23 protein-coding genes are annotated in these 22,243 nt (G+C 39.7%); 18 read left to right on the forward strand and 5 right to left on the reverse strand.

Annotated features, from left to right (window positions below; all coding sequences use genetic code 11):
• A partial coding sequence (locus tag AB8E63_RS03830; protein WP_368910022.1) for a Cna B-type domain-containing protein occupies positions 1–1,373 on the reverse strand: 1,373 nt, incomplete at its 3' end.
• Positions 1,374–2,021: 648 nt separating this feature from the next.
• Here AB8E63_RS03830 and AB8E63_RS03835 point away from each other — a divergent pair.
• The 3 genes from AB8E63_RS03835 (at position 2,022) to AB8E63_RS03845 (ending at position 6,682) form a co-directional block, all read left to right on the forward strand.
• Positions 2,022–4,568 carry a M1 family metallopeptidase gene (locus AB8E63_RS03835; RefSeq protein ID WP_368910023.1) on the forward strand — a complete coding sequence of 849 codons (2,547 nt, stop codon included), beginning with the start codon at positions 2,022–2,024 and terminating at the stop codon, positions 4,566–4,568.
• A 115-nt stretch (positions 4,569–4,683) separates the two neighbouring features.
• Positions 4,684–5,355 carry a response regulator transcription factor gene (locus tag AB8E63_RS03840; protein WP_006153276.1) on the forward strand — a complete coding sequence of 224 codons (672 nt, stop codon included), beginning with the start codon at positions 4,684–4,686 and terminating at the stop codon, positions 5,353–5,355.
• The gene (locus AB8E63_RS03845) at positions 5,348–6,682 is read left to right on the forward strand and encodes a cell wall metabolism sensor histidine kinase WalK (protein ID WP_006153196.1); all 1,335 of its coding nucleotides are present in this window, start codon (positions 5,348–5,350) and stop codon (positions 6,680–6,682) included. Before AB8E63_RS03840 ends, AB8E63_RS03845 begins: the two co-directional genes overlap by 8 nt.
• A gap of 27 nt (positions 6,683–6,709) precedes the next feature.
• Here the strand turns inward: AB8E63_RS03845 and AB8E63_RS03850 are convergent, their stop codons facing one another.
• Positions 6,710–6,985 carry a DUF3270 family protein gene (locus AB8E63_RS03850; RefSeq protein WP_006153244.1) on the reverse strand — a complete coding sequence of 92 codons (276 nt, stop codon included), beginning with the start codon at positions 6,983–6,985 and terminating at the stop codon, positions 6,710–6,712.
• A 368-nt stretch (positions 6,986–7,353) separates the two neighbouring features.
• On the opposite strand from AB8E63_RS03850, the gene AB8E63_RS03855 reads away from it, so the two are divergent.
• The 9 genes from AB8E63_RS03855 to deoD all read left to right on the forward strand — a co-directional run bounded on the left by AB8E63_RS03855 (position 7,354) and on the right by deoD (position 15,856).
• Positions 7,354–8,409, forward strand: coding sequence for an ABC transporter permease (locus tag AB8E63_RS03855; protein ID WP_368910025.1), 1,056 nt, complete (start codon positions 7,354–7,356; stop codon positions 8,407–8,409).
• A 13-nt stretch (positions 8,410–8,422) separates the two neighbouring features.
• On the forward strand, positions 8,423–9,103 hold the full coding sequence (locus tag AB8E63_RS03860) for an ABC transporter ATP-binding protein (RefSeq protein WP_368910026.1): 681 nt from the start codon (positions 8,423–8,425) through the stop codon (positions 9,101–9,103).
• 113 nt (positions 9,104–9,216) lie between these two features.
• Positions 9,217–10,146, forward strand: coding sequence for a peptidase U32 family protein (locus AB8E63_RS03865; protein ID WP_223332849.1), 930 nt, complete (start codon positions 9,217–9,219; stop codon positions 10,144–10,146).
• A gap of 104 nt (positions 10,147–10,250) precedes the next feature.
• On the forward strand, positions 10,251–10,934 hold the full coding sequence (gene rpiA, locus AB8E63_RS03870; protein ID WP_368910028.1) for a ribose-5-phosphate isomerase RpiA: 684 nt from the start codon (positions 10,251–10,253) through the stop codon (positions 10,932–10,934).
• 23 nt (positions 10,935–10,957) lie between these two features.
• Positions 10,958–12,169 carry a phosphopentomutase gene (locus AB8E63_RS03875; RefSeq protein WP_368910029.1) on the forward strand — a complete coding sequence of 404 codons (1,212 nt, stop codon included), beginning with the start codon at positions 10,958–10,960 and terminating at the stop codon, positions 12,167–12,169.
• 1 nt (position 12,170) lies between these two features.
• On the forward strand, positions 12,171–12,728 hold the full coding sequence (locus tag AB8E63_RS03880; protein WP_368910030.1) for a DUF1697 domain-containing protein: 558 nt from the start codon (positions 12,171–12,173) through the stop codon (positions 12,726–12,728).
• The gene (locus tag AB8E63_RS03885; RefSeq protein WP_368910032.1) at positions 12,728–13,537 is read left to right on the forward strand and encodes a purine-nucleoside phosphorylase; all 810 of its coding nucleotides are present in this window, start codon (positions 12,728–12,730) and stop codon (positions 13,535–13,537) included. Before AB8E63_RS03880 ends, AB8E63_RS03885 begins: the two co-directional genes overlap by 1 nt.
• A gap of 2 nt (positions 13,538–13,539) precedes the next feature.
• Positions 13,540–14,820, forward strand: a complete 1,281-nt coding sequence (locus AB8E63_RS03890) for a chloride channel protein (RefSeq protein ID WP_368910034.1) — start codon at positions 13,540–13,542, stop codon at positions 14,818–14,820.
• A 325-nt stretch (positions 14,821–15,145) separates the two neighbouring features.
• A complete protein-coding gene (gene deoD / locus AB8E63_RS03895; protein ID WP_368910036.1) occupies positions 15,146–15,856 on the forward strand; it encodes a purine-nucleoside phosphorylase in 711 nt (236 codons plus the stop codon).
• 14 nt (positions 15,857–15,870) lie between these two features.
• Here deoD and AB8E63_RS03900 read toward each other — a convergent pair whose 3' ends face one another.
• The 3 genes from AB8E63_RS03900 to coaA all read right to left on the reverse strand — a co-directional run bounded on the left by AB8E63_RS03900 (position 15,871) and on the right by coaA (position 17,676).
• Positions 15,871–16,389, reverse strand: a complete 519-nt coding sequence (locus AB8E63_RS03900) for a DNA topology modulation protein (protein WP_368910038.1) — start codon at positions 16,387–16,389, stop codon at positions 15,871–15,873.
• 65 nt (positions 16,390–16,454) lie between these two features.
• Positions 16,455–16,703 (reverse strand): 30S ribosomal protein S20, encoded by a 249-nt coding sequence (rpsT, locus tag AB8E63_RS03905; RefSeq protein ID WP_029689886.1) that lies wholly within the window; start codon positions 16,701–16,703, stop codon positions 16,455–16,457.
• 52 nt (positions 16,704–16,755) lie between these two features.
• A complete protein-coding gene (gene coaA, locus AB8E63_RS03910) occupies positions 16,756–17,676 on the reverse strand; it encodes a type I pantothenate kinase (RefSeq protein ID WP_368910039.1) in 921 nt (306 codons plus the stop codon).
• 123 nt (positions 17,677–17,799) lie between these two features.
• On the opposite strand from coaA, the gene AB8E63_RS03915 reads away from it, so the two are divergent.
• The 6 genes from AB8E63_RS03915 to AB8E63_RS03940 all read left to right on the forward strand — a co-directional run bounded on the left by AB8E63_RS03915 (position 17,800) and on the right by AB8E63_RS03940 (position 22,208).
• Positions 17,800–18,078: a 1,4-dihydroxy-2-naphthoate prenyltransferase gene (locus tag AB8E63_RS03915; RefSeq protein ID WP_368910040.1), complete on the forward strand. Its 279-nt coding sequence runs from the start codon at positions 17,800–17,802 to the stop codon at positions 18,076–18,078.
• A 57-nt stretch (positions 18,079–18,135) separates the two neighbouring features.
• Entirely contained in the window at positions 18,136–18,726 is a 591-nt protein-coding gene (locus AB8E63_RS03920) for a class I SAM-dependent methyltransferase (RefSeq protein WP_368910041.1), read from the forward strand.
• Positions 18,723–20,006, forward strand: coding sequence for a pyrimidine-nucleoside phosphorylase (locus tag AB8E63_RS03925; protein ID WP_368910042.1), 1,284 nt, complete (start codon positions 18,723–18,725; stop codon positions 20,004–20,006). The genes AB8E63_RS03920 and AB8E63_RS03925 overlap by 4 nt, the downstream gene beginning before the upstream one ends.
• A gap of 17 nt (positions 20,007–20,023) precedes the next feature.
• The gene (gene deoC, locus AB8E63_RS03930; RefSeq protein ID WP_368910043.1) at positions 20,024–20,686 is read left to right on the forward strand and encodes a deoxyribose-phosphate aldolase; all 663 of its coding nucleotides are present in this window, start codon (positions 20,024–20,026) and stop codon (positions 20,684–20,686) included.
• Positions 20,673–21,062, forward strand: a complete 390-nt coding sequence (locus AB8E63_RS03935; RefSeq protein ID WP_320693384.1) for a cytidine deaminase — start codon at positions 20,673–20,675, stop codon at positions 21,060–21,062. The genes deoC and AB8E63_RS03935 overlap by 14 nt, the downstream gene beginning before the upstream one ends.
• 90 nt (positions 21,063–21,152) lie before the next feature.
• A complete protein-coding gene (locus AB8E63_RS03940) occupies positions 21,153–22,208 on the forward strand; it encodes a BMP family protein (protein WP_281137327.1) in 1,056 nt (351 codons plus the stop codon).
• Positions 22,209–22,243: the final 35 nt, after the last annotated feature.

Raw genomic sequence — 22,243 nt, forward strand, 5'->3', positions numbered from 1 at the left:
GTTGGGGCTTCAGTAGTTGTTGTAGTTGGTTTGTTTGATGTGTTGACGACCTTAATTACGTTTGCATCATCAATTTTTTCAACCTTAGAAGTGTAACCTTCAGGTGTATTTGTTTCCACTACTGAGTACTCAATCTTCTTACCGTCTTTGATACCTGGTAATTTAGTAAATTCTGCTTTCCAACCAGAAGCTTTTGTAAGAGCTTGTGTCATCCCTTCCAAGGCTTGGCCGTCAGCATACAATTGAACAGTAATATCTTTACGGTCAGATTCTTCGTCACCAACCCACTCTTTCTGAACTGTCACAGTTGTATCACCAGATACCCAGAATTTCAACTCATTATTGTTCCAGAAAGCTGGATCAGTTTGAGGTGTTGTGATTTCATCAGCTGTCAAGGTTGCATTGTTGTCAACACGGATGGTTGTCTTAGGAATGATTGTTTGGTATTCAACGATTAATTCTTCGTCCGTAGCTGTTTTGAAAACATCACTTACGTCTGATAAATTAACGGTAAATCCATTTCCGTCTGCATCGAATTTCACATGTTTCCAGAAATCCCAACCTGAAGCAACCACTTGTCCACCTTTTCTCAATGTGAATGATGGTTTCAAGTAAGTTCCAACGAAGAATTCACTTGCAGCGTGGTTTGCAGCAGGAGCAAAAGTGATTTTTGAGTAATCGACGGCTGGAGCTTGGATTTTATCTGATACAACAGGGTTTGTGATGGCTTGTTTTTTACCATCTCCATTGATACGGATAAACCATTTTGTTAGATAGTAGTCATCTCCAACATTCATCCAAGCATAGTTTTCAGAAACATCCAATTTGAATGTCTTAGATACATAGTCACCTGTAAGGTTGTATTTATTCAATACTGATTCAAATACGCCAGGTCCATCAGGGCGTGTAATGATGACAGATTCTGAACCGACTTTAGAAGTGGCGGTCTTGTTTCCAGGATTTCCTGGAGTGCTATCCCACACTGCTCGGTATTGGAACCCACCCTTAACATTTTGGTTCATGGATTCGATTGCTTTTTTAAAAGTAAAAGTAATCTTCTTGTTTGTCATTGACAAGGTAGCTACTTCAGCACCGTTGGCTTGAAGTGATTGAGTAGCGAGTTCTGTGATATTTAAACCTTCGGGAGCATCGATGGTAAAAGTATCTCCTTCTTTAACAGATTTACCTGTTAAGTCCCATTCAAAAGAAAATGTGACCTTTTGACCAGATGTATCTGCTTTAAGGTTTGTAATAGTGGGAGTGACAGTTGCTGCAGAAACTGGCTTGATGATTGACAAACCAAGAGCAACTACACTGAACATTGCTACAAACGCGAATAATTTTTTATAGAAAGTTTTCACTTGTTCCTCCATTCCTTTCTTCCAGAAAATCTTCTTGTTTGGTAATAACAACCAAAATGTTGATTTATATCTTTTAATAAAATTGACAGTCCTACTCTGACGAATAATCCTTTCTTTATTGCAGTTTACTCCAGCTCCAGTGAAGATAAATTAATGCAATAGTTTTGAGACTCCGTATGTTATCAACTACTTTATATTTAGAGTAACTATTAGACGTAAAAGGGATTTTATGCTAGTTTATTTCATGGACGTGAATCCAATATTTAAAAAATAACTAATGAATGTTTTAAATATTGGATTCGCTTTTGAAGAAAACTAAAAATAGAAGTGCAATACATTAAAAAAGACATAATGATTATCATAGATTAAGTATTAATATACCAAACACACTTATTTTAGCACTAACGTATGCATTAGTCAAAGAAATTGATGCGAATTTCCTATAAATTTTGGTGTTTTTTGCTCGTTTTGACAAAATACCAAAACAGGCTTAAAATATAGAAATTCTAGGCGTTCACAAAACCATTTTCTTATTATTTGAGTTCAAAAAGACAAAAATGTGTAAATGAACTTTCAAAGCTTTTTTCTGACTTAAAATATGATAAAATAGGTATGTTTGAACTAGAGCATATGCTCATGAATTTAGAATAGGAGAATATGATGCAAGCAGTAGAACATTATATCGAAACATTTGTTCCTGAACATTATGATTTGTTTTTAGACTTGAGTCGTGAGACCAAGACTTTTTCAGGAAAAGTAACTATTACCGGTCTAGCTAAAAGTGACCGTATTTCCCTTCACCAAAAGGACTTGGAAATTGCTTCAGTTGAAGTAGCAGGTCAAGCTCGTCCATTTACAGTTGATAACGAAAACGAAGCCCTTCATATCGAACTTACAGAAGCAGGTTCATTTGAATTGGTTATTGCTTTTTCAGGTAAAATCACAGACAACATGACAGGAATCTATCCATCATACTACACAGTTGATGGAGTTAAGAAGGAAGTCTTGTCGACTCAGTTTGAGAGCCACTTTGCCCGTGAAGCCTTCCCATGTGTGGATGAACCAGAAGCGAAAGCAACCTTTGATCTAGCTCTTCGTTTTGACCAAGCAGAAGGCGAACTTGCCTTGTCAAACATGCCTGAGATTGACGTTGAAAATCGCAAAGAAACTGGCATCTGGAAGTTTGAAACTACACCTCGAATGTCTTCTTACTTGCTAGCTTTCGTAGCTGGTGATTTGCAGGGGGTAACTGCTACAACTAAAAATGGTACCTTGGTAGGTGTATACTCAACCAAGGCCCATCCACTTTCAAACCTTGATTTCTCACTAGACATCGCTGTTCGTTCTATCGAATTTTACGAAGACTACTACGGAGTCAAGTATCCAATCCCTCAATCTCTTCACATCGCCCTTCCTGACTTCTCAGCAGGTGCTATGGAAAACTGGGGTCTCGTAACCTACCGTGAAGTCTACTTGGTTGTGGATGAGAACTCCACCTTTGCTAGCCGTCAACAAGTAGCCCTTGTCATTGCCCACGAGCTTGCTCACCAATGGTTCGGTAACCTTGTGACTATGAAGTGGTGGGATGACCTTTGGCTCAACGAAAGCTTCGCCAACATGATGGAATACGTCTGTGTAGATGCGATTGAGCCAAGCTGGAATATTTTTGAAGATTTCCAAACAAGTGGAGTGCCAGCTGCTCTTAAACGTGATGCAACTGATGGTGTTCAGTCTGTTCACGTCGAAGTCAAACACCCAGATGAAATCAATACACTCTTTGACTCTGCTATCGTTTATGCTAAAGGAAGTCGTCTCATGCACATGCTTCGTCGTTGGCTAGGAGATGCTGATTTTGCTAAAGGTTTGCATGCTTACTTTGAAAAACACCAATACGGAAACACTATTGGTCGTGACCTTTGGAATGCCCTTGGTCAAGCATCAGGCCGTGATGTAGCAGCCTTTATGGATTCTTGGTTGGAGCAACCTGGTTATCCAGTTTTGACTGCTACAGTTGAAAATGATGTTTTGAAGATCTCACAAAAACAATTCTTCATCGGTGAGCATGAAGACAAGAATCGTCTTTGGGTAGTACCCCTTAACAGTAACTGGAAAGGTTTGCCAGATACACTCGAAACTGAAAGCATCGAAATTCCTGGTTATGCAGCTCTTCTTGCTGAAAACAAAACAGCTCTTCGTCTCAACACTGAAAATACTGCCCACTACATTACTGACTATCAAGGTGAATTACTGGATGCTATCCTTTCAGAATTAGTTGAACTTGATAACACAAGTAAGCTTCAAATCGTCCAAGAACGTCGCTTGCTTGCTGAAGCAGGACATGTATCATATGCAGACTTGTTGCCAGTACTTGATAAACTTGCTAAGGAAGAGTCTTACCTGGTTGTTGCTGCAGTTTCTCAAGTTATTTCTGCCCTTGAGCGCTTTATCGATGAAGGAACAGAAGCTGAGAAAGCCTTTAACACTCTAGTTGCTAAATTGGCCCGTCACAACTATGAACGACTTGGTTTTGAAGCGAAAGACGGAGAATCAGATGAGGATGAGTTGGTTCGTCAATTGACCATTTCTATGATGATTCGTTCAAATGATGAAGAAGCTAGTCAGGTAGCAAGTCAAATCTTTGCAGCCCATAAAGAAAAACTTGCAGGACTTCCAGCAGCCATTCGTGCTCAAGTCCTCATCAATGAGATTAAACACAATGAGACTAAGGACTTGGTTGCAACTTACCTAGACCTATACACTCATGCAACAGATGCAGTTTTCAAACGTCAATTAGCAGCTGCGCTTGCATACAGTACAGATGCAGAAAACATCCAAACTCTTCTTGCAACTTGGAAGGACAAATTTGTCGTGAAACCACAAGACCTTTCAGCATGGTACCTCCAATTCCTTGGACACCAAGCTACCCAAGAAACTGTTTGGGTTTGGGCTCGTGAAAACTGGGATTGGATCAAGGCAGCCCTTGGTGGAGATATGAGCTTTGATAGCTTTGTTATCTTCCCATCACACATCTTTAAAACAGAACAACGTTTGGCAGAGTATAAGGCCTTCTTTGAACCACAACTTTCTGATCTTGCCCTTAGCCGTAATATCAGCATGGGTATCAAGGATATCGCGGCTCGCGTTGAATTGATTAAACGTGAAAAAGCAGCGGTTGAAGCAGTTGTTGCACAATATGGTAAGGCTTAAAAACTTCTTGACTAAATAGTATATAAAAACTCAACTTTCTCTAAGAAAAACAAGGAAAGTTGAGTTTTTTTTAAGATATTTTTGCTATAATGGATATAATAAGGAGGAATTTTTGATGATTAAAATTCTATTAGTGGAAGATGACCTAGGCCTGTCAAATTCAGTCTTTGATTTTTTGGATGATTTTGCAGATGTTATGCAGGTATTTGATGGCGAAGAAGGTCTCTACGAGGCTGAAAGTGGTGTCTATGACCTGATTCTATTGGACTTGATGTTACCAGAAAAAAATGGTTTCCAAGTCTTAAAAGAACTACGTGAAAAAGGTGTTTCGACTCCTGTTCTCATCATGACAGCCAAGGAAAGTCTTGATGACAAAGGACATGGCTTTGAGCTGGGAGCAGATGATTATCTAACCAAACCATTTTATCTAGAAGAACTCAAGATGCGTATTCAGGCCCTTCTCAAACGCTCAGGTAAATTTAACGAAAATACCTTAACGTACGGTGATTTGACAGTCAATCTATCTACGAATGAAGTTAAGGTTCAAGATGCCTCTGTTGAGCTTCTTGGTAAAGAATTTGAACTCTTGGTCTATTTCCTCCAAAACCAAAATGTCATCTTACCAAAAACCCAAATCTTTGACCGTTTATGGGGATTTGACAGTGACACAACCATTTCCGTTGTAGAAGTTTATGTATCAAAAGTTCGTAAGAAATTGAAAGGTTCAACCTTTGCTGAAAATCTCCAAACTTTGCGTAGTGTTGGGTATATTTTAAAACATGTTTAAGAAATTAAAAAAGAATTGGTACGCAGAAGATTTTAGCTACTTTATTCGTAATTTTGGTGTGTTCACCCTAATTTTCTCTGCCATGACCTTGATTATCTTGCAGGTTATGCACTCCAGTCTCTACACATCAGTGGATGAGAAACTGCTATCTCTCAGCAACAATCCTCAGGACATCATTCAATTGGCCGTCAATCGTGCAACTGAAGACGTTAAGGATTTAGGTAGTGGCAGTGTCGCTTCAGCATCTGATAAAAAACCAAATGTGAGTTCCAATACTGAAGTGATTTTGCTAGATTCAAATTTGAATCAATTAGTGACTGGTAATCGCTTTTTAGGATTAGACAGAATCACCTTCAATAAAAAGGATTTAAACCATATCCGACAACTTCATGTTGTGAATAGCTACGGCCAGGATGAGATTTATCGGGTGGTCTTAACGGAAATGAATATTGATTCTGTTTCGACTAATATTAAGTATGCTGCTATCCTGATTAACACAAGCCAACTAGAGCAAATTAGTCAAAACCACGAGCAGTTAATCGTGGTGGTAATGGCAAGTTTTTGGATTCTATCTATCTTAGCCAGTCTTTATCTTGCACGTGTCAGTGTTAAACCCTTACTTGAAAGTATGCAAAAGCAAAAAAGCTTTGTGGAAAATGCCAGTCATGAATTACGGACTCCGTTGGCAGTTCTTCAGAACCGTCTGGAAACTCTTTTTAGAAAACCAGAGGCGACTATTATGGAGTCAAGTGAGAGTATCGCTTCTAGTTTGGAAGAAGTTCGAAATATGAAGTTTCTAACAACTAACCTTCTCAATCTGGCACGTAGAGATGATGGAATCAAGCCTGAGTTTGGAGAGGTAGAGCCAGACTTCTTTAATACAACCTTTACTAACTATGAGATGATTGCGTCCGAGAATAATCGTGTTTTTCGTTTCCAAAATCGTGTTCATCGCACCATTATCACAGATAAACTCCTCCTCAAGCAATTGATGACCATTCTGTTTGACAATGCGGTCAAGTATACAGAAGAAGAAGGAGATATATATTTTGAGATTTCAACGAAAGAACGAAGCCTCTATTTAACGGTAGCTGATAATGGGATCGGTATTTCTGTAGCCGATAAAAAGAAAATCTTTGATCGTTTTTATCGTGTTGATAAGGCACGTACACGGCAAAAGGGTGGTTTCGGTTTAGGCTTGTCTTTAGCTAAGCAGATCGTCGATGCCTTAAAAGGCTCTATCAGTGTGAAAGATAACAAACCTAACGGAACAATTTTTGAAGTCAAGATAGCTATCACAACACCATCAAAACGAAAGAATAAATAAAAAAAACCTTCGATTTATCGAAGGTTTTTATTTGAATTTTTTCTTGATAAAAGTGCGCTGAAATTGTAAAGCTACAAGACTGAGGCCGATAGCCAAAGCAAATGATAAAACAGTGTTCAATTTAAGCGATAAGAACATAAAACTAAAGATAGCTAAAAAGACACAGAAGCAAGCAATGTTTACAAAAAATAGGACTTCCTTTACACTAGCAACAGAAGTATTTTCTGGGACATAATCTTGAAACTGAGCAGCTTTTATACTTTCTTGTTCTAACTCATACGGGTGTAGTTTTCTTGCGGGCATATTTCTCTCCTTAACAGTACATTACTATTTTATCATTTTTTAAAGAGAGAATTATTACAGGATTGTTACAAATTGCATAAAATCTGTTATCAAGGCCAATTTCGGAATTCTTGACATGCTAATGGGAAAATGATAGGATGAGTAAACCGTTTAAACTTTATCATTTTCTCATATTATATACAAGGAAAATTTGATGGTTGAAACGAATAAAAATCATACACAGATGCAAATAAATTCAATTTTGAAGTAAGGACAGGATTCTTTTAAATTGATTCTAGTTGTTCATGACGAGATAGTTTTCTGTCTTTAGTGCTATGGTAAATAGGAGATTTGTTTCCTCAACAACAGAATACTTAAAGGAGATTGGCATGTATCTTGCTTTCAAAGAAATTTTACAAAATAAACTGCGTTACAGTTTAATTCTAACAACCATTTTTCTCATTGCTTTTATGGTCTTTTTTATGACCAGTTTGGCTCTCGGGCTTGTTCGAAATAACAGGGCTGCTATTGATAATTGGCAAGCAACAGGTGTTGTGCTATCCGATTATGCAAATGATAATTTAACTGCATCCTTTATACCAGAAAAAGACTACAAAGATAAAGTGTCTGGGGATGCTGTTCCTCTAAGCTACATGTTTGCGGTGACAAACCTTGTTAATAGTAGTGACAAGATGAATGTCTCTATTTTTGGTCAAGAGTGGGACAGTTTTATTTCGCCAACCCTGATTGAAGGGCGTTACCCAGAAAATGACCAAGAAGTGGTAGTGGATCAGTCTTTTGAAAATTACGGCATCAAACTCGGGGACGCTATTCAACTCAACGGAAGTGAGACAAGTTTTAAGATTGTAGGTTTGACCAGAGAAAATAAATTTTTCACGGAACCTGTTGTCTTTACAAGTTTAACAACGTATTGGGATTTACAAGGAACAACAAAAGGTAATCGTTCGATCTCTGCATTGGTATTGCAAAATGATGTGGAAGTGACTGGTGATGGTTTGAAGCAGATTTCTATTCAAAAAATGATTTCGAAAATTCCTGGCTATACTCCTCAGGTCAATGTATTCTCAGGAATGATTCTAGCTATGATTGTCATTACAGGTCTGATTGTAGGGATTTTTATCTATATCATTACTATTCAAAAATTAGGTCTCTATGGAATTATGCGAGCACAAGGGATTCAGATAAAATCCATCGTATGGTCTCTTTTCTGCCAAATCTTTCTCTTATCTGGTTTGGGTATCGGATTAGCCTTATTTGCTATTGGGGCTGTCATTTTAGTCTTACCTGCAACCTTCTTTTTCTACCCTAGTTGGTTGGCATACTTTGTGTTAAGCCTGGTCATTTGCTTGATGGCACTACTAGGTGGCGTCATTTCACTTCCGCGTCTACTTAAAGTGGATCCAATTACAGCGATTGCAGAATGATAAGGAGAATGATATGACGACATTAATTGAGATGATTCAAGTGACAAAAACTTATGGCGAAGGCAATATGAAAGTTACAGCTCTCCATGAGACCAATTTTCAGCTAAACGCTGGGGAGTTTGTAGCGATTGTGGGGCCTTCTGGATCAGGTAAAACAACCTTTTTAACGACTCTAGGCCAACTTCAAGAAGCTTCAAGTGGAAAGATTCTAGTAAAGGGAAAAGAGACTGGGCATTTATCTGAAAAAGAAAAAACGGATTTACGCTTCAGTGAATTTGGTTTTATCCTCCAGGCTTCAAATCTGATTCCCTTTTTAACGGTTAAGGAGCAATTAGATTTAATTGACCGTTTGGATAAAAAGAAATCTATAAAAAGTAACCGACAAGAGTTATTCAGTTTGTTGGACTTGGAAAAGGTTCAAAATCACTATCCCAAAGCTCTCTCTGGTGGAGAACGCCAACGAGCTGCAATTGCTAGAGCCTTATACAATAACCCGAGTATCGTACTTGCAGATGAGCCGACAGCTAGCTTGGATACACAACGTGCTTATCAAGTGACGGATATGCTGGCTTCAATTGCCCATGAGCAAGGCAGGGGAGTTGTCATGATTACACATGATACTCGCTTACTAGATAAGGTTGACCGTATTTATGTGATGAATGACGGACGACTTGTTGAAAAGACACAAGCATAAATCTAAAAAGTGAACTGTTAGTGATACGGTTCACTTTTTTTTTCAAAATTTGGACTAACAAGACCCACTTTTCTATATAGCTGATTTTTTGGAAATGTGGTATAATTTTCTCTATGGAAAAGATTATCATTACAGCAACTGCTGAAAGTATTGAACAAGTAAAACAGCTACTTGAAGCTGGTGTCGACCGCATTTATGCCGGTGAGAAAGATTTTGGTCTTCGTTTGCCAACTACCTTTAGTCATGAAGAATTGCGTGAAATCGCAAAAATCGTTCATGATGCCGGTAAGGAATTAATCGTTGCGGTCAATGCTCTTATGCACCAAGACATGATGGACCGTATCAAGCCATTCTTGGACTTTTTAGAAGAAATCAAAACGGACTATATCACAGTTGGGGACGCAGGTGTCTTTTATGTAGTCAACCGTGATGGCTATTCTTTCAAAACCATCTACGATGCCTCAACCATGGTCACAAGCAGTCGTCAGATTAATTTCTGGGGACAAAAAGCAGGAGCATCAGAAGCTGTTTTGGCGCGTGAAATCCCATCTGCAGAACTTTTCAAAATGCCTGAAATTTTAGAAATTCCTGCTGAGGTCTTGGTATACGGTGCTAGTGTCATCCACCATTCGAAGCGTCCACTCTTGCAAAACTACTATAATTTCACACAGATTGATGATGAAAAATCTCGTCAACGTGACTTGTTCTTGGCTGAGCCAAGTGACCCAGAGAGCCATTATTCTATTTTTGAAGACAATCATGGGACTCATATCTTTGCTAATAATGATCTTGATTTGATGACCAAGTTGACTGAGTTGGTAGAACATGGTTTCACTCATTGGAAGCTTGAAGGTCTCTACACTCCAGGCCAAAACTTTGTAGAAATTGCAAAACTCTTTATCCAAGCGCGCAATTTAATTCAAGAAGGTAACTTTACTCATGACCAGGCCTTCTTGCTCGATGAAGAAGTTCGCAAGCTCCATCCTAAAAATCGTTTCTTGGATACTGGATTTTACGACTATGACCCTGATATGGTTAAGTAAACATCACAAAACCCGACATAAAATGTTCGGGTTTTTCTAGTGCAAGGATGAATTTGAAGCGTATTCATGATATAATAGAAGTAGCTCTATTTGGAGGTGTATAAGTGGAAAATCTGAAAAAAATGGCAGGGATTAAAGCTGCCGAGTTCGTCAAAGATGGTATGGTTGTCGGGCTTGGAACAGGCTCAACTGCCTACTATTTCGTAGAAGAAATAGGTCGTCGTATCAAGGAAGAGGGCTTACAGATTACAGCTGTAACGACTTCTAGTGTGACCAGCAAGCAGGCAGAAGGACTCAATATTCCTCTTAAGTCAATTGATCAAGTGGACTTTGTAGACCTGACAGTTGATGGTGCAGATGAAGTAGACAGTCAGTTTAACGGCATCAAAGGCGGTGGTGGGGCCCTTCTCATGGAAAAGGTTGTTGCAACTCCATCTAAAGAATATATCTGGGTAGTTGATGAAAGTAAGTTAGTAGAGAAACTCGGTACCTTTAAATTACCAGTAGAGGTTGTTCAATATGGTGCCGAACAGGTATTTCGTCGATTTGAACGAGCTGGCTATAAACCGAGCTTTCGTGAAAAAAATGGTCAACGTTTTGTGACGGACATGCAGAACTTTATCATCGACCTCGCCTTGGAAGTGATTGAAGACCCAATTGCTCTTGGACAAGAATTGGATCATGTCGTTGGTGTCGTTGAGCACGGCTTGTTTAACCAAATGGTGGATAAGGTCATCGTTGCTGGACAAGAGGGCGTTCAGATTTTAACTTCAACAAAAGCAAAATAATCAAAATAAAAAGGAGACACACTATGCCAAAATTTAATCGTATTCACTTGGTGGTACTAGATTCTGTAGGAATCGGTGCAGCACCAGATGCTCATAACTTTGTCAACGCTGGTGTTCCTGATGGTGCATCAGACACGCTTGGACACATTTCAAAATCAGTAGGTTTGAATGTTCCAAATATGGCAAAACTTGGTCTTGGGAACATTCCTCGTGAAACACCATTGAAGACAGTTCCAGCTGAGAGCAATCCAACAGGTTATGCAACTAAGCTTGAAGAGGTATCTCTAGGTAAAGATACCATGACTGGTCACTGGGAAATCATGGGTCTTAATATTACAGAACCGTTTGATACTTTCTGGAATGGATTCCCAGAGGAAATCCTTACTAAAATCGAAGAATTTTCAGGACGTAAGGTTATTCGTGAAGCCAACAAACCATACTCAGGAACAGCAGTAATCGATGACTTTGGACCACGCCAAATGGAAACTGGCGAGTTGATTATCTATACATCAGCTGACCCAGTTCTTCAAATCGCAGCTCACGAAGAGATCATTCCTTTGGATGAACTCTACCGTATCTGTGAATACGCTCGTTCAATTACCCTTGAGCGCCCAGCTCTTCTAGGACGTATCATTGCTCGTCCTTATGTTGGTGAGCCTGGAAACTTCACTCGTACGGCTAACCGTCGTGACTTGGCTGTATCTCCATTTGCCCCAACTGTTTTGGACAAATTGAATGAAGCAGGTATTGATACCTATGCAGTTGGTAAGATTAACGATATCTTCAACGGTGCTGGTATCAACCACGATATGGGCCATAACAAATCAAATAGCCACGGTATAGATACCTTGATTAAGACCATGGGACTTCCTGAATTCCAAGAAGGCTTCTCATTTACCAACTTGGTAGACTTTGATGCTCTTTACGGACACCGTCGCAATGCGCACGGCTACCGTGATTGTTTGCATGAGTTTGATGAGCGCTTGCCAGAAATCATGGCAGCAATGAGAGAAGACGATCTTCTTTTGATTACTGCTGACCACGGAAATGACCCAACCTATGCTGGTACAGATCATACTCGTGAATATATTCCACTTTTGGCATACAGTCCATCCTTCAAAGGTAGCGGCTTGATTCCAGTCGGACATTTTGCCGACATCTCAGCAACAATTGCGGATAACTTTGGCGTTGAAAAAGCCATGATCGGTGAAAGTTTCTTAGATAAATTGGTATAAGATGACGCGATATGTTTTACTTGTTCGGGGCATTAATGTCGGTGGGAAAAATAAGGTTGTCATGGCGCAACTTCGTCAAGAACTGACAGAGTTGGGACTGGAAAAGGTTGAAACCTACATCAACAGTGGCAATATTTTCTTTAATAGCATTGTGCCTAGAACTAAATTAATAGAGAATTTACAGGCTTTCTTTGAAAGACGTTATCCATTTATTCAGAGTTTTTCCTTGTTGTCTTACGAAGACTATGAAGAGGACCTTAGAAATCTTCCTGATTGGTGGAATCATGAGATGGCTCGAAAGGATGTGCTCTTTTACACTGAGAGCTTGGATGTGGATCAAGTCATCGAGAAAGTGAACAGTTTGGAACTGGTCGATGAAGTGCTTCATTTTGGGGAATTAGGGATCTTTTGGGGTAAATTGTCAGAAGCTAGCTACTCTAAAACAGCTTATCACAAGCACTTGCTTAAGATGCCTTTCTATCGTAATATTACCATTCGTAACGCTAATACCTTTGACAAAATTGGTCAATTTTTAAAACATAAAGAAGGAGATACCTAATGACATTATTAAATAAAATCAATGAAACATCAGCATTTTTGAAGGGCAAAGGAATCGAAGCTCCTGAGTTCGGTTTGATCCTTGGTTCAGGTCTTGGAGAATTGGCTGAAGAAATCGAAAATGCAGTCGTAGTAGACTACTCTGACATTCCAAACTGGGGTCAATCCACAGTAGTCGGACATGCTGGGAAATTGGTTTATGGTGATCTTGCTGGACGTAAAGTCTTGGCTCTTCAAGGTCGTTTCCACTTCTACGAAGGAAATCCTCTTGAAGTTGTGACTTTCCCTGTCCGTGTCATGAAAGTTTTGGGATGCGAAGGTGTAATTGTAACCAACGCTGCTGGCGGTATCGGCTTCGGTCCTGGTACCTTGATGGCTATTACTGACCACATCAACATGACTGGTCAAAACCCATTGATCGGTGAAAACTTGGATGACTTTGGTCCACGTTTCCCTGATATGTCGAAAGCTTACACTCCAGAATACCGTGAGACTGCTCATCAAGTAGCAGACAAATTGGGCATTAAACTGGATGATGGGGTTTATATCGGTGTGACAGGTCCAACTTATGAAACTCCAGCTGAAATCCGTGCATATAAGACATTGGGAGCAGATGCAGTTGGTATGTCAACTGTTCCTGAAGTTATTGTGGCAGCCCACTCAGGCTTGAAAGTTCTAGGAATTTCATGTATCACTAACCATGCTGCTGGTTTCCAAGAAGAACTCAACCACGAAGAAGTAGTGGAAGTGACAGAACGCGTCAAAGGCGACTTCAAAGGATTGCTGAAAGCGATTCTTACTGAATTATAATCATGATACATGAGTTGAGGAGGAGTCTTCAGAAGATCCCATATAACCTCAAATTAGTCCTAGCGGTCATCATGCTTGGGCTAGTTACAGGTATATTCGGAATTTTGCTCCATTATCTTTTAGAGCTGGTTGAAGGGATTGCTTTTGGTCAGACAGAACATAACACTGGATTCTTGACAGATGGGGTTGCCACATCACGAATAGGCTTCAGTTTAATCATCGTGGGTGTCAGTTCTGCCTTGGTCTGGTATTTCTTGCAAAGAAAAGCAAAGATTTTTTCCATCAAAGCGCAGATGAAAGATGAAACATTACAATACAAACTTCATTTTTTAAAACAGTTAGTTCATTCAATTTGGCAGATTGTTGCAGTTGGAGGAGGAGCGCCTATCGGTAAGGAAGCTGCGCCACGGGAGATTGGAGCTTTATTTGCAAGACCTATTGCCAATATTTTTTCTCTCTCCGTGAAGGACCAAATCTTTCTCATTGCCTGTGGAGCTGGTGCGGGTTTAGCAGCTGTCTATCAGGTTCCGTTAACGAGTGTGTTTTTCGTTTTTGAAACCTTGGGAATTGCTTTATCTGTCAAACGTTTTTTCTTGGTCGGTCTGACTACATATGTATCAGCCTTTACAGCAGGCTTTGTTGTTTCAGATCATGCTCTCTACCAGATTCCAGCTCTGACTTGGCCACTAGGTGATGTGTGGCTTGTTCCCTTATTAGTTCTTTTCCTGACTCCACTCGCTTGGCTTTTTAGTCGCTTCAACAAACAAGTTTCTTCAAAGAGAATAAAGGACAAGCGGATACTCTATACTCTGCCTGTAACATTCCTTTTCCTTGTTGGATTGGCTAGCCATTTGCCTCATCTACTTGGTAATGGGCGTATGATGGCTCAGGAAATTTTAAACGGCAGTAATGCCAAGACGGTAATCCTCTTATTTATCTTGAAAGCCGTGGTCGTTTTAGTCACCCTTTGGGCAGGTGCCTATGGCGGTACCTTGACCCCATCTTTTGCCTTGGGGATGGCAGGAGCTGCACTCCTGACTATGATTCTTGGAGGTGGCAACCAGCCAGCAGTCATGCTATTAGGTTCGGTTTGCTTTTTAGCAGTGACCTTGAAGGCTCCCTTGTCTGCAACTGGATTGGTAATGGGCTTCACTGGTCAATCATTAGAGGCTATACCTTTTCTTTTGGTGAATGCTTACTTGGCATTTGGTTTTGCTAAAGTGCTGGACCGAATCCCTTGGGAGAAATACTTACGACCAAAGACAAGGATAAAAGAAACTTAATAAGAATACTCTATTTTTTCTAATCCAAAATATATTTTAAATTTATAATCAATATCATTTAATAAAGAAAGGTAGAGCATGTGTTCAGATTTGAACACATGCGGAAAACTTTTCTAAACAAAAAATACACACAGAAAGGAAGGGTTAACCGTATTCGCAGAACTGAATACGAGTTACTCTCCTCTAAATCATCAAAATTAAAAAAGAAAGGAATTGAACCCACCCTAAAAGCAGTGGGAAAAAGATAGTTGGTCTAGCGAGCATCGCTCACTGCGCCCAACTCCTATTTTCCCTTCGCTTTTTGACGGGTTTGGTATCTTATATTATGTCTATCCATATTGCTGCTAAGCAGGGTGAAATTGCTGATAAAATTCTCCTTCCTGGGGACCCTCTTCGTGCGAAATTTATCGCTGATAATTTTCTTGAAGATGCTGTTTGCTTTAACGAAGTTCGTAACATGTTTGGTTACACTGGTACCTACAAGGGTCACCGTGTTTCTGTCATGGGAACTGGGATGGGAATGCCATCGATCTCTATCTATGCGCGTGAGTTGATTGTCGACTACGGAGTAAAGGAATTGATCCGTGTGGGAACGGCTGGATCTTTGAATGAGGATGTTCACGTCCGTGAATTGGTCTTGGCTCAAGCAGCTGCAACCAACTCAAACATCATCCGCAACGATTGGCCTCAATACGATTTCCCACAAATCGCAAGTTTTGACTTGCTAGACAAGGCTTACCATATTGCCAAAAACCTTGGTATGACGACACACGTCGGGAATGTCTTGTCATCAGATGTTTTCTATTCAAACTATGGTGAAAAGAACATCGAGCTTGGTAAATGGGGTGTGAAGGCTGTCGAAATGGAAGCAGCAGCTCTGTACTATCTTGCTGCCCAACACCATGTTGATGCCCTTGCCATCATGACTATTTCAGACAGTTTGGTTAATCCAGATGAGGATACAACCGCTGAAGAACGCCAAAATACCTTTACTGATATGATGAAGGTTGGTCTAGAGACTTTAATTGCAGAATAAGAAAAAAGGTTTCCTTAACAGGAAACCTCTTTTTTATGAAGAAAGCCATCTAGTTCTTTTTGATTAGTGATTATGGTTACCTTGTCAGCATAGTCTGAACAGATTTGTTTATAATGGTCTTTATGAGAAGAGTTACGTCCATCCCAAAGAATCCAGCGGATAAACTCCCAGTCAAAACGTTCAGGACAACCGTCTGCCATACTTTCTCTAACTTTTCCTCTGTATCTTAGATAGCGTTTAAAGGCTCTTGCTAAACAATTCCATGCTGAGAAGTTTAAAAAGATAATCTGATCGGCTTGCTCCATTCTTTCCTCGTAGCTACACCATGTATAGTTGCCGTCGATAACCCAATCCTCATGTTTAGAAAGGAAAGTCTTCATCTCCTTTAACATCCAATCGCGATCGCTATCTTGCCACCCAGGCTGAAATTGCAATCGGTCTATATGGAGTTTAGGAATGGAGTAGTAGCTGGAAAGTTTTTCAGCCAGAGTAGATTTACCTGAGCCAGAATATCCTATAATAGCAATTTTCATGATAACCTCCAGAAAAATGTGTACAAAAAAAGCTCCGAAGAGCTCATTTTGTATCCAGTTAAATATTAACCAAGTTTAGCTGCAAGACGTGCTTTATCACGGTTAGCTTTATTCTTGTGGATCAAACCTTTAGTTTCTGCTTTATCGATGGCTGAGCTAGCAGCACGGTAAAGTTCTTCAGATGGGTTTGCTTCAAAAGCTTTGATAGCAGTACGCATAGCTGATTTTTGAGCTGAGTTCTTTTCGTTTTGTTTAACGTTCAATTCAGCGCGTTTGATAGCTGATTTAATGTTTGCCAATGTTCTTACCTCCATATTTACTAACTATACCATTATATCTGAAAACTATTATTTTGACAAGGGGAAATCACTTTTTTAAATAAATTTCATCAATTTCATGATTTTTAGATTTGTGAAGAATAACTTCAGCCCGATTTCTGGTTGGTTCAATGTAGTTTTGTAGATTGGTCAAATTAATACTTGTCCAAACCTGATGGGCAAAATCTTTGACTTCACTGATTGGTTGCTGGGTGAAACGATAGTAATAGTTGTTTGGATCATCTTGTGCAAAGCTAAGAAGTTTCAAGAAACGGTCCAAATACCAGCTCTCGATATCCTCGACTGCAGCATCTACATAGATTGAAAAATCGAAGAAGTCTGTAATATAAAGACGGCTGTTATGTGGTGTTTGAAAGACGTTGATACCTTCTACGATGACAAAATCCGCTGCTTGGACTCTTTGTGTTTTATCAGGTACGATATCGTAGATTTCGTGAGAATAAACGGGGATATCTACATCCTGACCGTTTTTAAGTTGATCAAGGAAATCGAGCAAGCTTTCCATATCATAACTCTCAGGGAAACCTTTTCGGTTTAGGATATTTCGCTCATTTAAGATACTGTTAGGATACAGAAATCCATCAGTTGTCACTAATTCAACACTTGCTTCTGGAAAAATACGGGAAAGCAAAATTTGTAAGAGTCGGCTAGTAGTTGATTTGCCAACAGCGACACTACCTGAAATTCCGATAATAAAAGGCTGATTTTTACTCTCTCTTTGGAGAAAAATCCCTTTTGAAAAGGCTAGGTCTTCTTTGGAGCGTTTGTAGATTTGAATCAGATGAGCTAGCGGCAGGTAAATATCAGTTACGTCTTGTAAACTAATCTGGTCATTGAAACTCTTAATTGAATCTAATTCCTCCTCAGTTAAAGGTGGGGTTGTTTTACGGTGCAAAGATTGCCAGGTTCTTCGGCTGATTTTTTCATAATGCAAAAATTCGTTCGTCATAAAATATCCTCGTTTGATAACTCAGTATACCATAATTTACAGAGAAAGACATCTGGATCATTTGAGAAAAAGCGTTTTCTTTGTTAAAATATAAGTAGTATAGCCATCAAAAGAGGTGATGTTATGAGACTAGTAGTGAGTGATAAAATTCTAAAACTGACTAGCTTACTGGTTGTGATTCTGTGGTTATCTCCGACTTTGATTGAGTTTACTGTGAGTTTAGGAAGTCAAACCTATAGTTGGTCTGCCTTTGTCTTGTTATTTTTGCTACCAATTATTGGTTTTATTTACTTGATTCTCGCCATTTTAACAAGAAAATGGTGGATGATATTGATTGGTCTAGCTTGTCTATTTTCATTTTTTATTAGTATGTTCCTAGGTTATCTCTTCTTAGGGCCTTAGATGGTATAGACCGTGTAAACGATTTAAAATATCTAAATTTTATGGTAAAATGAAACTATGAGTAAAATGTATTATGCAGAAAATCCAGATGCAGCCCATGATGTTCATGAACTTAGAGTTGAGCTACTTGGGCAAAAGATGACCTTTTTGACAGATGCTGGTGTCTTTAGCAAAAAAATGATTGATTTCGGAAGTCAGCTGTTGTTAAGATGTCTGGATGTTGAGAAAGATGAAAAAATCCTTGATGTTGGTTGTGGCTACGGTCCAATAGGCTTGTCTTTGGTTAAAGCTTATGGTGCCCAAGCGACCATGGTGGATATCAATAATCGTGCCCTGGATTTAGCCCAGCAAAATGCAGTAAAAAACAAGGTTCAAGCGACTATCTTCCAGTCCAATATTTATGAGCAGGTAGAAGGTCAATTCGATCATGTCATTTCGAATCCGCCCATTCGTGCAGGCAAGCAGGTCGTTCATGAAATCATCGAGAACAGTATTGATTATCTTATGGATGGTGGAGATTTGACCATTGTCATCCAGAAAAAACAAGGAGCTCCTAGTGCCAAAAACAAGATGGAAGAAGTCTTTGGTAATTGTGAGGTCGTGAAGAAAGACAAGGGATATTATATCCTTAGAAGTGTGAAAGAATGAGAGCAGTAGATCTAATCCAGAAAAAAAGAGATGGACAAGAACTCAGTTCCAATGAAATCCAATGGTTGGTTGAAGGCTATGTGGCAGGAACTGTTCCTGATTACCAGATGTCAGCCTTTGCTATGGCTGTATATTTTAAAGGTATGACCACTAGAGAGATTTCCGATTTGACTATGAACATGGTCAAGACAGGTCAGGAATTTGATTTATCTGCTATTGAAGGTATCAAGGTTGATAAACACTCTACGGGTGGTGTTGGTGACAAGGTAACTTTAATCCTAGCACCCTTGGTAGCTAGTTTTGACGTACCAGTTGCCAAGATGAGTGGTAGAGGTCTAGGACATACTGGTGGAACAATCGATAAATTAGAATCTATCAAAGGTTTTCAAGTCGAACGCAGTCAGGATGACTTTATCAAACAAGTCCAAGATATTGGTGTTTCAGTTATTGGTCAATCTGACCAATTAGTCAAAGCGGATAAGTTGCTCTATGCACTACGTGATGTGACAGCAACAGTTGATACCATCCCCTTGATTGCTAGTTCTGTCATGAGTAAAAAGATTGCAGCTGGAGCGGATGCTATTTTGCTGGATGTTACTGTCGGTGAAGGTGCCTTTATGAAGACAGTCGACGAAGCGCGTGAACTGGCTCAAACCATGGTGAATCTCGGGAAAGCTGTTGGTCGCAAGACAGTAGCAGTCATTACGGATATGAGTCAACCTTTGGGACGTGCCATTGGGAATCGCTTGGAAATTCTAGAAGCGCTAGAAATTCTTCAGGGTAAAGGACGCGAGGATATTAGTCACTTTATCTGTGAGTTAGCCCAGATTATGCTTTCTCTGGCAAATGTTGAAAAAACAGTCGAGGAAGTAAGGCAACATCTTGAAAATGGGCAGGCCCTCAAGAAATTCGAAGCGATGGTCCTCGCTCAAGGTGGAGATTTAGAAGATCTTTATCGACCTGTAACAGTTGATCATGTGGTAGAAATTCCTGCTCAGGAAGATGGTGTTATTGAGGCACTGCCAGCCATGGAGTTCGGTCTTTTCGCTATGAAATTAGGTGCTGGTCGTGCAGTCAAAACAGATGCTCTTGATTATGAGACAGGAATTGTTTTTGAGAAGAAAGTTGGAGAATCAGTCAAAAAAGGTGAAATTGTCGCAAAAGTATATGCAAATGGCAAAATTTCTCCGGAACTAGTTACAGATTTCCAAAAATATGTTAAAATTAAAATAAGTGATGAAACGCTTAAAACGCGTGAAATCATCGAAATTATCTCCTAATTTAAGGAAAATCCGAAATGAAATTAAATAAATACATTGACCATACGCTTTTAAAGCAAGATGCAACTGAACAACAAATCGATCGTTTGCTATCTGAAGCAAGTGAGTACGATTTTGCCAGTGTTTGTGTGAATCCTTGCTGGGTTTCGCATGCAAAAGCTGGTCTAACAGATACTGATGTCAAGGTTTGTACAGTTGTAGGTTTTCCTCTTGGAGCTACAACTTCAGCTGTCAAAGCCTATGAAACCAAAGAAGCTATCCAAAATGGTGCTGACGAAATTGATATGGTTATCAACGTTGGTGCACTAAAATCAGGAAATCTTTCATTAGTTGAGACAGACATTAAAGCTGTTGTTGAAGCAAGTGGAGACAAACTTGTTAAGGTTATTATTGAAGCTTGTTTGTTAACGGATGAAGAAAAAGTTCTGGCTTGCCAACTTGCTCAAAAAGCTGGTGCAGACTTTGTCAAGACTTCTACAGGTTTCTCAACAGGTGGAGCAACTTTGCCAGATGTTCAATTAATGCGTCAGACAGTTGGTCCTGATATGGGGGTCAAAGCAGCTGGTGGAGCTCGTTCTTATGCAGATGCAGTTGCCTTTGTTGAAGCAGGAGCTACTCGAATTGGAACATCTTCTGGTGTTGCAATCTTAAAAGGAGAATTAGCTGATGGCGACTACTGAGTTGATTGAATTAGCGATTGAAACTAGTAAAAAAGCTTACGTTCCATACTCACATTTTCCGATTGGCGCTGTTTTGGTAGCCGAGGACGGAAGTATCTATACAGGGGTTAACATTGAAAATGCTAGCTACCCCTTGACCAACTGTGGCGAAAGGACTGCGATCTTTAAGGCGGTCTCTGAAGGACAACGAGACTTTTCAGAATTGATTGTCTATGGTCAAACTGAAAAACCAATTTCGCCTTGCGGTGCTTGTCGCCAAGTTATGGTCGAATTTTTTAAACCAGATCTAAAGGTGACTCTAGTTGCCAAAGATAAAACGACGGTCGAGATGACGGTCGGGGAATTACTTCCATATTCTTTTACAGACTTGCAATAGTCTGTGTCACTCTCTGAGTGGCAAGGGTCCTTGTGACCAATCAATCCATACTTGCAACTTAGTTGCGCATCTTATTTAGGAGGTTCAGAAATGAACAAGAAACAATGGCTAGGCCTTGGTCTAGTTGCAGTAGCAGCATTTGGACTTGCTGCATGTGGTAATCGCTCTTCTCGTAACGCAGCTTCATCTTCTTCTGATGTGAAGACTAAAGCAGCTATCGTTACAGATACTGGTGGTGTTGATGATAAATCATTTAACCAATCAGCTTGGGAAGGTCTTCAAGCTTGGGGTAAAGAACACAACCTTTCAAAAGACAATGGTTACACTTACTTCCAATCAACAAGTGAAGCTGACTACGCTAACAACTTGAACCAAGCAGCTGGAAGCTACAACTTGATTTTTGGTGTTGGTTTTGCCCTTCACAACGCTGTTGAAGAAGCAGCAAAAGAACATTCAGATAAAAACTATGTTTTGATTGACGATGTGATTAAAGATCAAAAGAACGTTGCTAGCGTTACTTTCGCAGACAACGAAGCAGCTTACCTTGCAGGTGTTGCAGCTGCTAAAACTACAAAAACTAAACAAGTTGGTTTTGTAGGTGGTATGGAATCTGAAGTTATTTCTCGTTTCGCAGCTGGTTTTAAAGCTGGTGTTGAGTCAGTTGACCCATCTATCAAGGTTCAAGTAGACTATGCTGGATCATTTGGTGATGCGGCTAAAGGTAAAACAATCGCTGCAGCCCAATACGCTGCAGGTGCAGACGTTATCTACCAAGCAGCTGGTGGTACTGGAGCTGGTGTCTTCTCTGAAGCTAAATCATTGAACGAAAGTAAAAATGAAGACGAAAAAGTTTGGGTTATCGGTGTAGACCGTGACCAAGTTGATGAAGGTAAATACACTTCTAAAGACGGTAAAGAAGCTAACTTCGTGCTTGCTTCTACATTGAAACAAGTTGGAACAACAGTTAAAGACATCTCAAACAAGGCTGAAAAAGGTGAATTCCCTGGTGGTCAAGTTATCGTTTACTCATTGAAGGATAAAGGTGTTGACTTGGCAGTGACAAACCTTTCTGAAGAAGGTAAAAAAGCTGTTGAAGATGCAAAAGCTAAAATCCTTGATGGTAGCATCAAAGTTCCTGAAAAATAATTGAAGGAAGTCATTTCTTAGGAAGCGGCCAGTGG

The sequence above is a fragment of the Streptococcus sp. oral taxon 061 genome (genome assembly GCF_964211575.1).
GTDB lineage: Bacteria > Bacillota > Bacilli > Lactobacillales > Streptococcaceae > Streptococcus.

Coding starts and splice junctions, on each gene's coding strand:
- deoC (WP_368910043.1), top strand. CDS start 20,024: ATGAAATTAAATAAATACATTGACCATACGCTTTTAAAGCAAGATGCA.
- AB8E63_RS03850 (WP_006153244.1), bottom strand. CDS start 6,985: ATGCCCGCAAGAAAACTACACCCGTATGAGTTAGAACAAGAAAGTATA.
- AB8E63_RS03845 (WP_006153196.1), top strand. CDS start 5,348: ATGTTTAAGAAATTAAAAAAGAATTGGTACGCAGAAGATTTTAGCTAC.
- AB8E63_RS03935 (WP_320693384.1), top strand. CDS start 20,673: ATGGCGACTACTGAGTTGATTGAATTAGCGATTGAAACTAGTAAAAAA.
- AB8E63_RS03925 (WP_368910042.1), top strand. CDS start 18,723: ATGAGAGCAGTAGATCTAATCCAGAAAAAAAGAGATGGACAAGAACTC.
- AB8E63_RS03855 (WP_368910025.1), top strand. CDS start 7,354: ATGTATCTTGCTTTCAAAGAAATTTTACAAAATAAACTGCGTTACAGT.
- AB8E63_RS03920 (WP_368910041.1), top strand. CDS start 18,136: ATGAGTAAAATGTATTATGCAGAAAATCCAGATGCAGCCCATGATGTT.
- AB8E63_RS03885 (WP_368910032.1), top strand. CDS start 12,728: ATGACATTATTAAATAAAATCAATGAAACATCAGCATTTTTGAAGGGC.
- AB8E63_RS03915 (WP_368910040.1), top strand. CDS start 17,800: ATGAGACTAGTAGTGAGTGATAAAATTCTAAAACTGACTAGCTTACTG.
- coaA (WP_368910039.1), bottom strand. CDS start 17,676: ATGACGAACGAATTTTTGCATTATGAAAAAATCAGCCGAAGAACCTGG.
- AB8E63_RS03900 (WP_368910038.1), bottom strand. CDS start 16,389: ATGAAAATTGCTATTATAGGATATTCTGGCTCAGGTAAATCTACTCTG.
- AB8E63_RS03835 (WP_368910023.1), top strand. CDS start 2,022: ATGCAAGCAGTAGAACATTATATCGAAACATTTGTTCCTGAACATTAT.
- rpsT (WP_029689886.1), bottom strand. CDS start 16,703: ATGGAGGTAAGAACATTGGCAAACATTAAATCAGCTATCAAACGCGCT.
- AB8E63_RS03890 (WP_368910034.1), top strand. CDS start 13,540: ATGATACATGAGTTGAGGAGGAGTCTTCAGAAGATCCCATATAACCTC.
- AB8E63_RS03940 (WP_281137327.1), top strand. CDS start 21,153: ATGAACAAGAAACAATGGCTAGGCCTTGGTCTAGTTGCAGTAGCAGCA.
- AB8E63_RS03840 (WP_006153276.1), top strand. CDS start 4,684: ATGATTAAAATTCTATTAGTGGAAGATGACCTAGGCCTGTCAAATTCA.
- AB8E63_RS03875 (WP_368910029.1), top strand. CDS start 10,958: ATGCCAAAATTTAATCGTATTCACTTGGTGGTACTAGATTCTGTAGGA.
- AB8E63_RS03880 (WP_368910030.1), top strand. CDS start 12,171: ATGACGCGATATGTTTTACTTGTTCGGGGCATTAATGTCGGTGGGAAA.
- deoD (WP_368910036.1), top strand. CDS start 15,146: ATGTCTATCCATATTGCTGCTAAGCAGGGTGAAATTGCTGATAAAATT.
- AB8E63_RS03865 (WP_223332849.1), top strand. CDS start 9,217: ATGGAAAAGATTATCATTACAGCAACTGCTGAAAGTATTGAACAAGTA.
- AB8E63_RS03860 (WP_368910026.1), top strand. CDS start 8,423: ATGACGACATTAATTGAGATGATTCAAGTGACAAAAACTTATGGCGAA.